Genomic DNA, 13,242 nt, shown 5'->3' with positions numbered 1-13,242 from the left:
TCAGACGAGTGGGGCCAGCAGCTCCGCCGTGGCGTGCGGCGCCTCCACCGGGAAGTGATGGCTGCCCAGGTCGACGGGCACGATGTCGAGGCGGTCGCCGTAGCGGTCCACGGCCTCGCGCGCCAGCAGCTCGCGCACCGCGAACACGGTGACCGGCTGCTCCACCGCGCCCAGCGCCGCGTCCATGTCCCAGCGCACCAGGCCCTCGATGGCGCGCGTTCCGGCGGGCTGCCGTACGGCGGACATCCGCGCGGTGTACGCGTCCTTGAGGGCCGGGTCGAACCCGGCCGGTGAGCCTCCCTCGACCAGGCCCCGCACCGCCCTGGGGAAGTCCTCGCGGAACGCCCGTACCGCCGCGTCGGTCCGCTCCTCGCTCTGCGCGGGGAACAGGGCCGGATAGATCAGCGCGTCCAGGGCGACCACCCGCGTGACCGTGCCGGGGAGGAGCCGCGCGGTCTCGACGGCGACGGCCCCGCCGAGGGAGTGCCCGGCGACGACGGCCGAGTCCACCGACTCGGCCTCCAGCACCGCCGCCACGTCGTGCGCGAACTCCTCGATGCTCCACACGTCCCGCGTCGAGCGCGAAGCGCCGTGTTCGGCGAGGTCGACCGCGAGGACGCGCCGGTGGGCGGGGAGATGGGCGGTCACCGCGTCGAAGTCCGTACGGTCGCACGCCCAGCCGTGCACGAGGACGAGCGCCGGGCCCTCGGCCTCGCCGTCGGCCGGGCCGCTGGCCGTGTAGCGGATGGTGGTGTGGTCCGAGCGCCGCGTCTCACGGTTGCTCGCGGGGCTGTCGGTCATGGTCACTCTCCTCAGGGGGCTCACTCGCACGGGGCGAGGGTGGCGCTGCGTCGCGCGCGTATCCGGCGTAGCTGGTTCAGGCGCAGGGCGAGGGCGGAGAAGGCGATCAGGGCGATCGCCAGGGCGTAGATCTCGGTCGCGGTCCGCAGCCCCAGGGCGGTGACGGCGATGCCGCCGAGGACGGCGGGCACGCTGTTGCCCAGGTAGCTGATGATGTTGGCCAGGGCGAAGACCGCGCCGCGCTCGTGCGGTGCGGCGATCCGCGCGAAGGTGCCGAACGTCGCCAGCACCGAGGCGCCGAAGCCGACGCCCGCGACGGCCGTGCCGAGCCCCGCGAGCCAGGCCAGGTGCCCGGCCGTACCGGCGAGCGACACCAGCGTGCCGAGCCCGAGCAGCGCGGACGCGGGGGCCAGCAGCGCGGTCGCGGGACGGGTGCGGAGCACGGCGACGGTGAGCGCGCCGGTGCCCGCCAGGAGCGTCACGACGACGCCGCCGGTCAGCCTGCTGTGCAGCCCCAGCAGTTCGGCCGCGACGGACGGCCCGAGCGAGAGGTACATCCCGGCCAGGGCCCAGCTCGCGACCATGGCCGGGACGACCGGCACGATGTCCGCGCGCAGCCGCGCGGGCATCGCGACCCGCGGCCGCAGGGAGGCGACGGCTCCCGGGCGCCGCCGCGAGGTCTCCGGCAGCAGGGCGACGGCCACCGCCGCCAGCGCCATGCCGCCGAACAGCAGCGCGTAGACGAGCCGGGTGGGCGCGGGGGCGAACTCCACGAGCACGCCGGAGCCCAGCGCGCCGAGCGCGAGCCCGGACAGGGGCGACACCGAGGTGAAGACGCCCGCGCGCCCACGGGCGTGCGGCGGTTCGAGATCGACGAGCGTGGCGCTCACGGTGGTCGTCGCCGCCCCGGTCGCGATGCCCTGGAGCACGCGGGCGAGGGACAGGACGACCACGTCCCCGGCGACGTAGAAGAGCACGAGCGCGACCATCTCCAGCGCGATCGCCGCCGCGAGCACCGGCCGTCGGCCGAGGTGGTCCGAGAGCGCTCCGACGACGAGCAGCGAGCCGAGCAGGCCGACCACGTACAGCGCGAAGACGACGGTGAGCACCCATGCCGTGAAGTGCCACTGCCGCTGGTAGATCACGTAGAGCGGAGACGGCGCGCTGGAGGCGGCCAGGAAGAGGACGAGGATCGCGGCGACGGAGGGGAAGGCGCCCTTCCACGGCTCGCGCGCGGCGGGTGGGGCGGACATGGCGGCCTCGCAGTGATCGTTGCGTTAACGGCTCCGCCGGAACGTACCACAAACGCAGCGATCGCTGCAGTATAAAAGCAGCGATCAGTGCGATACTGGCTCCATGCCCACTCCGAGCCCCACCCCTCCCGCTCCCCCCTCCGGCAGTCGGCCCGGCGGCCGGTCGGCGCGGGTCCGCGCGGCGGTCCACCGGGCCGTCCAGGAGCTGGTCGCCGACGAGGCGGGCGACGCGCTGACGATCCCGGTCGTCGCCGCCCGCGCGGGCGTCCACGCCACGACCGTCTACCGGCGCTGGGGCTCCGTCGGCGAGCTCCTCGCCGACGTCACGACCAGCCGCTTCACCGGCGACATCGTCGTCCCGGACACGGGAAGCCTCCGCGGCGACCTGGAGCGGTACGCGTCCGACCTGGCCAAGGACCTCGGCGACCCGGACACCCTCGCCCTGGTGCGCGCCACCATCGGCACGGGCGGCGAACAGGGCGCCGCCGCGTGCCGGGGCGAACGTCAGCGGCAGCTCGAAGCCGTCCTCGAACGGGAACAGGCGCGGGACGGCGAGCCCCCCACCCTCGAACGCACCACGGACGCCCTGCTCGCCCCCCTCTACTACCGCGCCGTCTTCACCGACCTCCCCCTCACCCCCGAGTGGACGCGCACCCTCGTCACCCACCTCCTGACCGACCAGCCCGCGAGCTGAACCATGCGGATCACGAAGTACACCCACGCCTGCGTGCGGCTCGAACAGGACGGCCGCGTCCTGGTCATCGACCCCGGGACGTGGAGCGAGCCCGCAGCCCTGGCCGGTGCGGACGCCGTGCTGGTGACGCACGAGCACGCCGATCACGTCGACGTACTCCGCCTGGCCGGCCTCGGAGTGCCGGTCCACGCCCCCGCCGAGGCGCACCTTCCCGGGCTCCCCGGGCTCCCCGGGCTGGAGGTGACCCGGGTGTCCTCCGGGGCGAGGTTCGAGGCGGGCGGTTTCCGCGTCCGGGCGGTCGGCGGTCGCCACGCGTCCATCTACGGGGGGCAGCCGGACTGCGCGAACCTCGGCTACGTCATCGAGGACGAGGTCTATCACCCCGGAGACGCGCTGCACGTTCCCGACCAGCCGGTCGGGACGCTGCTCGTGCCGGTCCAGGGGTCGTGGATGAAGACGGCGGAGGCGATCGACTTCGTCAGGGCGGTCGCGCCCCGGCGGGCGTTCGCCATCCATGACGCGCAGCTCAACGAGCGCGGCCTCAGCAGCGTCAACGGCTGGCTCACCGAGGAGACCGACTGCGGCTACCGGTATCTGCGGCCCGGCGAATCGGCGTGAAGGCACCGCCGCCACGAGCTACGGGAGCAGGCGCTGTTCCTTGGCGGTGGCCACCGCGGCCGTACGGGTGTCGACGCCGAGCTTGTCGTAGATGCGGCGCAGGCGGCTCTTGACGGTGGCCTCGCTGAGGAAGAGGGCGCGGGCGATCTCGCGGTTGGCCAGGCCCTGGGCCAGCTGACCGAGGATCTCGCGTTCGCGCTCGGACAGGTCGGGGCGCGGGCTGCGCATCCGGGCCAGGACCCGGTCCGCGACGGGTGCCGAGAGCGCGGTGCGGCCCGAGGCGGCGTCGCGGATCGCGGCGAAGAGCTCCTCGGGCCGTTCGGCCTTGAGCAGGTAGCCGGTGGCGCCCGCCTCGATGGCGCGGGTGATGTCCGCGTCGGTGTCGAACATCGTGAGCACGAGCACCCGCGGCGCCTTCTCCCCGCCCGGCGCCGCCAGCAGTTGCCGGGTGGCCGTCACGCCGTCCATGCCGTCGCCCAGCTGAAGGTCCATCAGCACCACGTCGGGGCCGAGCCGTGCCGCCATGGCCAGCGCCTCTTCGCCGCTGCCCGCCTCGCCGACCACCTCGATGCCCTCGCCGCTGGAGAGCAGGGCACGCAGCCCCGCGCGTACGACCGCGTGGTCGTCGCAGAGCAGGAGCCGTATCGGCGCGGGCGGTTCGACGGTCATGCCGCTGTCTCCTTCGGGGTTCCCGGCGGTGCTTCCGGGGGCGCTTCCGGTACGAGGGGGAGGGCCGCCGACACCACCGTGCCCTCGCCCGGCGCCGACTCCACGGTGAGGGTGCCGCCGAGCTGCCGGGCGCGGATCCGCATGGCGGGCAGCCCGTGCCCGCGCTCCCGTTCCGCGCCGGGGGGCGGAGTGAAGCCGCGGCCGTCGTCGGCGACGTCCAGCGAGACCTCGTCGTCGAGAACGGTCAGCGTCATGACGGCGCGGGTCGCCGCCGCGTGCTCGCGTACGTTCGCCAGCGCGCCCTGCGCGATGCGCAGCAGCGCGGCCTCGGCCCGTGCGGGGAGGGCGGGGCCGGTGGGGCCGGTCCCGGGGGCGTCGAGGCGGAAGACGACCTCCAGGGTCGTCTCGCGCGCGGCGAGTGCGCGCAGGGCCTCGGCCAGGGTGCCGTCCGCGAGGTCGGCGGGGCCCAGGTCGTGCACGAAGCGGCGGGCCTCGACGAGGCTGCGGGAGGCGACCTCGGCCGCGTTCCGCACGTGCGCGTGCGCGGCGTCAGGGTCGGCCCGCCAGACGCGGTCGGCGGCCTGCAGCATCATCTGCTGGCTGGAGAGGCCCTGCGCGAGGGTGTCGTGGATCTCCGAGGACAGCCGCTGCCGCTCCGCCAGCGTGCCCGCGCGGCGTTCGGTGGCGGCCAGGTCCCTGCGGGTGCGGATCAGGTCGTCGATGAGGGCGCGCTGCCGGGCCGTCTGGCGCTGCAGATGCACGAGCACCGCGACCGCGACCGCGGCGAGGGCGGGCGGGGCCACCACCATGTTGGGGTTGATCGCGCCGGGCGAGACCCGTATCTGGGAGGCGACGACCAGCGCCGTCAGCCCGGCCGCCACCGGCACGGCGATGCGCGCGGGCAGCGCGTGGAGCCCGGCGAAGAGCAGCGGCATCGCACACCACGTGGCGCTCGGCGCGAGCGTCAGCAGGACGACCCAGACCGCCGACACCCCGCCCAGCCAGGCCAGATGCCGGGCGGTGGGGCGGGCCCCGGCGCGCGGCGCGGGCGCCAGCAGCCGCCCGAGGGCGTACAGCAGGCCGAAGAGGGCGAACAGGGCCACGGTCCACCCCGTACGCCCGTCGCCCCGGTCGTGGGAGTCGTAGGAGAGGAACCGGACGAGGGACGAGCCCAGCAGCAGGAAGAACGCGACGTCGAGCACGGCCGTGAGCCACCGGCTGTCCGAGTCCCTCGCCCCGCTCATGCTCCGCACCTCCGCACCTCCGCCGCCGCCGACGTACCCACGTACCCACCTGTTCCGGACTGTCCGGGGTGCCTAGCGTTCCAGACGGGTTTGCGCAACACCCAACCGGCTGAATCCGCCGCGTCGAAGCGTCGCCCCGCCGGAGCCCGACGGTCCCGTACGTATGCCTGTCGTACGGACACGCTGGTGGCACGACCCGCAGGACCCGCAGCACCCGTCGAAAGGGAAGACCCGTGCCGGCCAAGAACGTGACCGTCAACCGCGCAGCTCTGGGGCACCGCATCGCCTACGCGCTGCGTCATCCGGAGCGGGTGCCGCGCCATATGGCCCGTACGGCCCGGGACACCTGGCTGCGCTACCGCTCGCCCGACCACGTCTCGTACTACCGCGCCGTCATGCGGCACGACACCAGGGCCGACCCTGAGGCGGCCGTCGGCAGCCGGAACCACGAGCGGTGGCTCGCGCTGGGGGAGATGCAGTTCGACTACCTGCTCGGCCACGGGCTGCGCCCCGAGCACCGGATGCTGGAGATCGGCTGCGGCAATCTGCGCGGCGGCTGGCGCTTCATCCGGCACCTCGAACCCGGCAACTACCACGGCGTCGACATCTCGCCGGACATCCTCATGTCCGCGCAGGACACGATGGTGTCCAGGGGCTTGCAGGACCGGCTGCCCACGCTCACGCCCGTACGCGATCTGACGCTGCGGTTCCTGCCCGAGGCGCACTTCGACGTGGTGCACGCGCACAGCGTCTTCTCGCACTCGCCGCTCCCGGTCATCGAGGAGTGCCTGGCCAACATCGGCCGGGTGCTGGCGCCGGGCGGCTGGTTCGACTTCACCTTCGACCGTACGGAGGGCAAGGAGCACCACGTGCTGCGCGAGGACTTCTACTACCGCACCGAGACCCTGACCGCGCTCGCGGAGAAGCACGGGCTCGCCGCGCGCTTCATGGCCGACTGGGAGAAGCTGCCGCACGGCCAGTCCAAGATCCGCGTCACCCACGGCGAACAGGGCTGAGACGGCGTCAGCTCTCCTTTTCGGAGTCCTCGATCTCGTGGCGCAGGATGCTGTAGAGGACCGCGTCGCGCCAGCGCCCGTCGCGGAAGACGATGCTGCGGAGCACCCCTTCCTGGGTGAAGCCCGCCTTCTCCAGGGCACGTCGCTCCGCCGTGTTCTCCGCCTCCGTGTCCGCCTCGACGCGGGTCACGGGGGAGTGGGCGAACAGGTATTGGGCCAGCATCCGCTGCGCGCGGGCGCCCACTCCCCGGCCGCGCGCCTCGGGCAGCAGAACGATGCCGATGTTCCAGCAGAACGAGTGGGTGAGGGGGTTGATGTCGATCCGCCGCCAGGAGACGAGCCCCATGCGTTCCGCGCCCCGGACGACGAGCAGCTTGCCCTGGTCGCGGCCGAGCAGCCGGTCCTCCGCCCACTGGCGCCGCCACGCCTCGGGGTCGGTCCACCCGAACCACTGGAAGGAGCCGGAAGCGCCGGGCTCGGCGCGGATCCGGTCCAGCACCGTGAGCTCGTCCTCGGCGAACGGCCGCAGCCGCAGGCCGTCGTCGTCGTCATGGTCCGGGCCGCGGGTCGTGTTCATGCGCGAACGGTAATGCGCCAGCCAGGGGCGAACAACGGTGCGAGTGATCGTCTAGGCTGACCGGATCGTCTGCCCGAGGACAAGTGGGGGTTCCATGGCCGTCGTGACACCAGCGTCAACACCGCCCGTACCGCTGCCCGTTGTCACCGAGCGGCTCGTACTGCGGCTCTTCACGCCGGACGACCTCGACGACGTCCACGCCTACCAGGGCCTGGACGAGGTCGCCCGCTACCTTCTCCGGCCCCCGCTCACCCGCGAGCAGTGCGCGAAGTCCCTCGCGGGCAGCGCGTCCGGCACGGCGTGGGCCGCGGACGGCGACGACCTCGTACTCGCCGTGTGCCGCGCCGACGGCCCCGACGCGCCCGGCGTCATCGGCGAGGTCGTGCTGAAGCTCGCGAGCGCGCGGGAGCGGCAGGCGGAGATCGGCTGGATCTTCAACCCGGCGTACGGCGGCCGGGGTTACGCGAGCGAGGCCGCGCACGCGCTGGCCGCGCTGGCCTTCGACGCGCTGAACGTCCACCGGCTCTTCGCCCGCCTCGACGCGGCCAACACCGGCTCGGTACGGGTGTGCGAGCGCCTCGGGATGCGCCAGGAGGCACGGCTGGTGGAGAACCACTTCGGTGCGGACGGCGGCTGGGGCGACGAGTGCGTCTACGCGATCCTCGCCCGCGACTGGAAGGGTTGACGCCGTCTCAGGGCTGGGCAGGGGGTGCCCCGTGCCGCGGGTTGCAGGCTGCGGCTGTCGTCGTGGCTGAGCGCGCAGTTCCCCGCGCCCCTGAGGCCTCAGGGGCGCGGGGAACTGCGCGAGCAACCACAACGCACGCGCGGTCTGCGACACACAGGCAGGGGCAGCCCCTGCCCAGCAGCCACACTCAGTCTGGGCGGGAAGTCGGCGTCACCTCGTCAGTGTGCGCAGGTCCGTCAGGACGCCGCGGGTCGCCTCCGTGAGCCACTCCGCCGGGGTCGGGCCGCCCGCGTAGCCCACGACGGGCATTCCGGCGGACAGCGCGGCGGTGACGCCCGCCGGGCTGTCCTCGACCACGAGGCAGTCGCCCGGCTCGGCGGCGGACTTCTCGGCCGCGTACAGGAAGAGGTCCGGCTCCGGTTTGCCGTGCGCGACGTCCTCCGCGCTGAACACCCGCCCGGCGAACCGGTCCCACAGCCCCGTCGCCGTCAGCGAGTGCCGGATGCGCTCGTGCGCGCCGCTGGAGGCCACGCAGTACGGGAGGCCGCGCGCGTCGAGCGCGTCCAGCATCTCCCGCACGTGCGGCATCGTGTGCGGGGCCGCGTCGAACCCGGCGCGCAGCCGTGCCCGGTACTCGGCGAGCCAGCCCTCCGGCACCGGCTCCGTGGCGTGGGCGCGCATCTCCGCCAGCAGGTACGGCTCCGAGGTGCCCAGGAAGAGGCGGCGGATGTCGTCGGGGCTGAGCGGCCAGCCCAGCTCGGTCGTCATCGCGGAGAGGACCCGTGGCCCGATCGTCTCCGTGTCCACCAGGACGCCGTCGCAGTCGAAGACGACCAGCCCGACACCGTCCAGCAGGCCCGTGCTCACTCTCTCAACCCCTCGCACACCAGTACGTCGCGGAACCGCCCGTGACCCTACCCCGCGCCGGAGGCGCCGTCGGTGACCAGGGAGACAAGGGGGCCGCATGGGCCTTGACGGGCCCCTGGGTGGCACAGACGCTGAAGGGTGTCCGCTGCACTCATCGGCGTACACCTCCGGGAGACTCCGCATGTCAGCAGTTGCCAGACCGTACGCGGCGCTCGTCGCGCTCGCGCTTCTCGCCGCCGCGGCGCCCGCGGTCGCCTTGCCCTCCGCCGCGTCCTCCTCGTCGGCACGCTCTTCCGAGGACGGACGGGACGGACGGGACGGGCGGGACGGGCGCGCGGAGGAGGCGCGCTCCGAGGACCCGCTGCCCGTCGTCTCGCCCACGCCGCGGCGGATGAGCCGCGCGGGCGCCGACGTGCGGCTCGCCGCCGACACCGAGATCGTCGTCGGCCGGAAGACGGACGAGGCGGCGCGGCGGCTCCTCACGGACGTGCTGCACACGCACGGCGTGCGCGACCCCGAGGTCCGCACCCGCCCCTCGGGGCGCGCCGCGCTCACCGTCCTGCTGGGCGAGGCCGGGCGCGAGGACATCGCACGGGCGCTGCGCGGCACCGAGGTCCCGGACGGTGCCGAGGCGTACGGGCTGCGGGTCCGGCGTGACGACGGCGACGCGCGGCGCGGCACCGTGGCGCTGGGCGGCACGGACGCGGCCGGGCAGTTCTACGCGGTGCAGACGTTCCGTCAGCTCATCCGCGGAGGCGGCGGAGGCGGCGGGGACGGCGAGCACGGCGGCGCGCACGGCGGGGAGCAGGGCGGGGAGCGGACGCCGCGGCTCGTCGCGGGCGCGTCCGTCAGCGACCGCCCGGCCATGCCGCTGCGCGGCAGCATCGAGGGCTTCTACGGCCCGCCGTGGACGGCCGCCGAGCGCCTCGACCACATGGACTTCCTCGGCGACGTCAAGTCCAACACCTATGTGTACGCGCCCAAGGACGACCCGTACCACCGCGAGAAGTGGCGCGAGCCCTACCCCGAGGACAAGCTCGCCGAGCTGGGCCAGCTCGTGGACCGCGCCCGCGCCAACCATGTGCGCTTCACCTTCGCGCTCTCGCCCGGCACCTCCATCTGCTACTCGGACCCGGACGACGTGAAGGCGCTCGTCGCCAAGCTTCAGTCGGTCTACGACCTGGGGGTGCGCGCGTTCTCCGTGCCGCTGGACGACATCAGCTACACCAAGTGGAACTGCGAGGCCGACCGTGAGGCGTTCGGCGAGCCCGGGAAGGGCCCGGCCGCCGAGGCGCAGGTGGGCCTGCTCAACGCCGTGCAGCGCGAGTTCGTCGCCACCCACGAGGGCACCCACCCGCTGCAGACCGTGCCCACCGAGTACGGCGACCTGGCCGAGAGCGCGTACAAGAAGGTGCTCAGGGAGAAGCTCGACGAGGGCATCGAGATCATGTGGACCGGCACCGACGTCGTGCCGCCCGAGATCACCAAGGCGCAGGCGGCCCGCGCCTCCGAGCTCTTCGGCCGCGACGTGTTCGTCTGGGACAACTATCCGGTCAACGACTTCGCGAACACCCGCGGACGGCTGCTCCTCGCCCCCTACGACAAGCGCGAGCGGGGCCTGTCCGGCAACGTCAGCGGACTCGTCTCCAACCCCATGAACCAGGCTGCCGCCAGCAAGCTCGCCGTCTTCACGATCGCCGACTTCGCCTGGAACGACCAGGGTTACGACCGCGACCGCTCCGGCGAACAGGCCGCGAGCTACCTCGCGGGCGGCGACGCGCGCACCACCGAGGCGCTGCGCCTCTTCGTCGACCTCAACCACGCGGCGCCCACCTTCGGCGACACGCCCTGGCAGCCGCAGTCGCCGGTGCTGAGCGGGCAGCTGGAGTCGTTCTGGAAGCGGTACGCGAGCGATCCGGACGGCGCCCTGCGCGAGCTGCGCCCCGTCGCCGACGACCTCGCCCACGCACCCGCGACCCTCCGCGAGGGCGTCGCCGACCGCTTCTTCCTCGCCGACGCCGGCCACTGGCTCGACGCGACCGAGCTGTGGGGCGCCGCGCTGCGGCACGGCCTGCGGGCGCTGACCGCGCTGCGGGACGGCGACGAGGCGGGCGCGGCCAAGGAGCGCGCGGCGATGGACGAGGCCGTCAAGGCCGCCTCGGAGATCACCGTCGACCCGGAGGAGCACCACCAGGTGGGCCCGGTGAAGCTCGGAGACCCGTTCCTGGAGGACTTCTCCACGAAGGTCCGCGAGGAGACGGACGGACAGTAGCGCCGGGTCACACGAACTCGATCTCCGGGAAGCGTGGGGACGGGCCGTCGAGCAGGCGGTCGTCGTCGCCGCGCAGCCAGTGGTCGAAGAAGGACGCGACGTACGCCCGTTTCGCCGCCGTGGCCCGGGCGGGGTCCACGGTGCCGAGTTCCTTGCGCACCGTCTTCTCCGGGAGCCCGGCCTGCGGCAGCAGGGACTGGAGGTCGGTGTACGACTGGTGCTTGGAGTCACGGAGCGTCAGGTTGCCGTGCCAGCCCTTGGTGTGCGACCAGAACGCGCGCCACGACGGCTCCGTCCTGCGGTCGCTGCCCGCCCTGCCCATCAGCAGGAGCGGCCGGTCCAGGCCGTGCCGCGCGACGGGCAGCAGGTTGGTGCCCTGGGGCTCCTGGTTCAGCTCCAGCGTGCCGTCCAGGTTGATCCCCGCGGCGATCCGCCCGTCCTCGTACATCGCCTGCGCGGACGCGACGCCGCCCGCCGACTGGCCGAAGAAGCCGACGCGGCGCGGATCGGCCAGCCGGGACAGGCCGTGCGGGAGGGCGTCGAGCCGGTCCAGGACGAAGCGGGAGTCGGCGGTCCTGACGCGCAGCAGCTTGCCGAGCAGCTCCACGACGGTGTCGTTCTTCTGGGCCTCCTCCATGGCCTTCATCAGGGGCGCGTTGTCCAGCACCCGGCCGTCGGGGAACCGCACGGCGGGCGACTCGTAGGTGTGGTCCACCGTGATCACCAGATAGCCGCGGCTCGCCATCTCCTCGACCAGGACCGTGCCCCAGGTGCGCGGGTCGCCGGCGCCCGCCGCGTACACCAGCACCGGCAGCCGTCCCCGGCGTGGGTCCGGCGGCGCGTCCTCGTGCGCGTGGGTGCGGGTGGCCGCCCAGTCCACGGTGCCGTCGGGGACGCCGAGGCCCGGGGCCCGGTCGGTGGAGAAGCGCGCCGCGGCCTCCGGCCGCATGTGCGGGGCGCGCGGGTGCCCGCCGGTGCGCAGCGCGGGATACCAGACGCTCACCATCAGCTCGCGGTACGGCCGCGAGGGCACCCACGGATCGCGGCGCGCGCGGTCGACGAGCCGGAGCTCGGTGGTGCCGACCGGGTACGGGCCCGTGGGTGCGGGCAGCCGGACGCGGACCCCCGCGCCGCGCCCGGCCGCCGTGGCCGCGCCGGAGGACCACCCGGAGGTCGTCGTGAAGCTGACGGCCGCCGCGGCGAGCCCGGAGAGGGCGAAGGCGCGGCGGGACACGTGCCGTTGAGAGCGTCGAGAGCGCTGCGATGTCATGCGTCCATGCTGCTCAACGCGGGAACGCGGGTCCATGTGGGCCAGCACCAGAAGTCGCGTACGGGATAACCCCCAGAGCGCTTGCCAGTGGGCCCGTACGCGGCGGAACCTTGGGCAGTGCTTCACACGACGACAGCCCTGAGCGCCCTCCTCGACCGTGCCCGCGTCCTCCTCGACCGTCCAGGGCGTGCCGTCCTCGGCATCGCGGGACCGCCGGGCGCGGGCAAGAGCACGCTGGCCGCCGCGCTCACCGAGGGGCTCGGGCCGCGTGCCGCGCTGCTGCCGATGGACGGCTACCACCTGTCGAACGCGGTCCTGGCCGCGCTCGGCCGCCGCGACCGCAAGGGCGCCCCCGACACCTTCGACGCCGCCGGGTACGCGGCGCTCCTCGCCCGGCTCCGCACCGCCGACGTCGACGCCGACGGCACGGACGGGACCGTGTACGCGCCGCGCTTCCACCGGGAGTTCGAGGAGTCGGTCGCCGCGGAGCTCGCCTTCGGCCCCGAGGTCTCCCTCGTCGTCACGGAGGGCAACTATCTGCTGCTCCCCGAGGGCCCCTGGGCGGCCGTACGCCCGCTGCTGGACGAGTCCTGGTACGTCGACCTGGCCGAGGACGAACGCCTCCGGCGCCTCACCGCGCGCCATCACGCGTACGGCAAGACGCCGGAGGAGGCCCGTGCCTGGGCGCACGGCTCCGACCAGGCCAACGCCGCCGTCGTCGCCCGCACCCGCGAGGCCGCCGACCTGCGGGTACGGCTGGCCCCTAGTTCGTTTCTGATGGCTCTTGGACGGTGTCGCGGAGCCAGATGATGATGGCGGTGACGGTCAGGGTGCCGTTGAAGATGTAGTCGCGTTTGTCGTAGCGGGTGGCCACCGCGCGGAACTGTTTCCACTTGCTGACGCACCGCTCGACCGCGCTGCGTCGGCGGTACTGGGCCGGGTCGAAGGCCGGTGGGCGCCCGCCTTCTCGTCCGCGGCGTCTGCGGTTGTCCCGCTGGTCGTCGGGCTCGGCGATGGTGGCCTTGATGCCCCGACGCCGCAGACGGGCACGGTTGGCGCGGCTGGAGTAGGCCTTGTCGCCACGCAGGCGGTCCGGACGGCTGCGTGGGCGGCCGGGCCCGCGCCGCGCTATGCGCAGGCTCTCCAGCAGGGGCATGAGCATGGGGCTGTCGCCGCGCTGACCCGGCGAGGTGAGCCAGGTCAGCGGGCGGGCCCGGTCGTCGGACAGGAGGTGGACCTTGGTGGTCACTCCGCCCCGGGAGTGCCCCAGTGCCTC

14 protein-coding genes are annotated in these 13,242 nt (G+C 73.8%); 6 read left to right on the top strand and 8 right to left on the bottom strand.

Features of this window, described 5'->3' with window-relative positions; all coding sequences use genetic code 11:
• The gene (locus tag ACGF3A_RS38645; RefSeq protein WP_393735221.1) at positions 1 to 801 is read right to left on the bottom strand and encodes an alpha/beta fold hydrolase; all 801 of its coding nucleotides are present in this window, start codon (positions 799 to 801) and stop codon (positions 1 to 3) included.
• Positions 802 to 821: 20 nt separating this feature from the next.
• Positions 822 to 2,054 (bottom strand): MFS transporter, encoded by a 1,233-nt coding sequence (locus tag ACGF3A_RS38640; protein ID WP_393735220.1) that lies wholly within the window; start codon positions 2,052 to 2,054, stop codon positions 822 to 824.
• 103 nt (positions 2,055 to 2,157) lie between these two features.
• Here ACGF3A_RS38640 and ACGF3A_RS38635 point away from each other — a divergent pair, with 103 nt between their 5' ends.
• Together ACGF3A_RS38635 and ACGF3A_RS38630 are read left to right on the top strand one after the other, a co-directional pair.
• On the top strand, positions 2,158 to 2,748 hold the full coding sequence (locus tag ACGF3A_RS38635; protein WP_393735219.1) for a TetR-like C-terminal domain-containing protein: 591 nt from the start codon (positions 2,158 to 2,160) through the stop codon (positions 2,746 to 2,748).
• 3 nt (positions 2,749 to 2,751) lie between these two features.
• Positions 2,752 to 3,366 (top strand): MBL fold metallo-hydrolase, encoded by a 615-nt coding sequence (locus tag ACGF3A_RS38630; RefSeq protein WP_393735218.1) that lies wholly within the window; start codon positions 2,752 to 2,754, stop codon positions 3,364 to 3,366.
• Positions 3,367 to 3,384: 18 nt separating this feature from the next.
• Here the strand turns inward: ACGF3A_RS38630 and ACGF3A_RS38625 are convergent, their stop codons facing one another.
• Both ACGF3A_RS38625 and ACGF3A_RS38620 read right to left on the bottom strand, forming a co-directional pair.
• A complete protein-coding gene (locus ACGF3A_RS38625; RefSeq protein WP_393735217.1) occupies positions 3,385 to 4,035 on the bottom strand; it encodes a response regulator in 651 nt (216 codons plus the stop codon).
• The gene (locus tag ACGF3A_RS38620; RefSeq protein WP_393735216.1) at positions 4,032 to 5,279 is read right to left on the bottom strand and encodes a sensor histidine kinase; all 1,248 of its coding nucleotides are present in this window, start codon (positions 5,277 to 5,279) and stop codon (positions 4,032 to 4,034) included. Before ACGF3A_RS38620 ends, ACGF3A_RS38625 begins: the two co-directional genes overlap by 4 nt.
• A gap of 233 nt (positions 5,280 to 5,512) precedes the next feature.
• On the opposite strand from ACGF3A_RS38620, the gene ACGF3A_RS38615 reads away from it, so the two are divergent.
• Positions 5,513 to 6,295 carry a class I SAM-dependent methyltransferase gene (locus ACGF3A_RS38615; protein ID WP_393735215.1) on the top strand — a complete coding sequence of 261 codons (783 nt, stop codon included), beginning with the start codon at positions 5,513 to 5,515 and terminating at the stop codon, positions 6,293 to 6,295.
• A gap of 7 nt (positions 6,296 to 6,302) precedes the next feature.
• Here ACGF3A_RS38615 and ACGF3A_RS38610 read toward each other — a convergent pair whose 3' ends face one another.
• Positions 6,303 to 6,872 (bottom strand): GNAT family N-acetyltransferase, encoded by a 570-nt coding sequence (locus ACGF3A_RS38610; protein ID WP_393735214.1) that lies wholly within the window; start codon positions 6,870 to 6,872, stop codon positions 6,303 to 6,305.
• Between the two features lie 103 nt (positions 6,873 to 6,975).
• On the opposite strand from ACGF3A_RS38610, the gene ACGF3A_RS38605 reads away from it, so the two are divergent.
• A complete protein-coding gene (locus ACGF3A_RS38605) occupies positions 6,976 to 7,557 on the top strand; it encodes a GNAT family N-acetyltransferase (protein ID WP_393735213.1) in 582 nt (193 codons plus the stop codon).
• 210 nt (positions 7,558 to 7,767) lie between these two features.
• Here ACGF3A_RS38605 and ACGF3A_RS38600 read toward each other — a convergent pair whose 3' ends face one another.
• Positions 7,768 to 8,424 carry an HAD family hydrolase gene (locus ACGF3A_RS38600; protein WP_393735212.1) on the bottom strand — a complete coding sequence of 219 codons (657 nt, stop codon included), beginning with the start codon at positions 8,422 to 8,424 and terminating at the stop codon, positions 7,768 to 7,770.
• Positions 8,425 to 8,605: 181 nt separating this feature from the next.
• On the opposite strand from ACGF3A_RS38600, the gene ACGF3A_RS38595 reads away from it, so the two are divergent.
• The gene (locus ACGF3A_RS38595) at positions 8,606 to 10,696 is read left to right on the top strand and encodes a beta-N-acetylglucosaminidase domain-containing protein (RefSeq protein WP_393735211.1); all 2,091 of its coding nucleotides are present in this window, start codon (positions 8,606 to 8,608) and stop codon (positions 10,694 to 10,696) included.
• Positions 10,697 to 10,703: 7 nt separating this feature from the next.
• Here ACGF3A_RS38595 and ACGF3A_RS38590 read toward each other — a convergent pair whose 3' ends face one another.
• Positions 10,704 to 11,930, bottom strand: a complete 1,227-nt coding sequence (locus ACGF3A_RS38590; RefSeq protein ID WP_393735210.1) for a hydrolase — start codon at positions 11,928 to 11,930, stop codon at positions 10,704 to 10,706.
• Between the two features lie 153 nt (positions 11,931 to 12,083).
• Between ACGF3A_RS38590 and ACGF3A_RS38585 the strand changes: the two genes are divergently transcribed.
• The gene (locus tag ACGF3A_RS38585) at positions 12,084 to 12,776 is read left to right on the top strand and encodes a nucleoside/nucleotide kinase family protein (protein ID WP_393735209.1); all 693 of its coding nucleotides are present in this window, start codon (positions 12,084 to 12,086) and stop codon (positions 12,774 to 12,776) included.
• Here ACGF3A_RS38585 and ACGF3A_RS38580 read toward each other — a convergent pair.
• A partial coding sequence (locus ACGF3A_RS38580) for an IS5 family transposase (protein WP_393735208.1) occupies positions 12,730 to 13,242 on the bottom strand: 513 nt, incomplete at its 5' end. The two genes, ACGF3A_RS38585 and ACGF3A_RS38580, sit on opposite strands and share 47 nt — an antisense overlap.

Origin of the sequence: Streptomyces sp. NPDC048172 (genome assembly GCF_043202595.1) — a bacterium.
Taxonomy (GTDB): Bacteria; Actinomycetota; Actinomycetes; order Streptomycetales; family Streptomycetaceae; genus Streptomyces.
The sequence above is the reverse complement of the archived record's forward strand: the minus strand, read 5'-3'. Positions and strand labels throughout refer to the sequence as shown.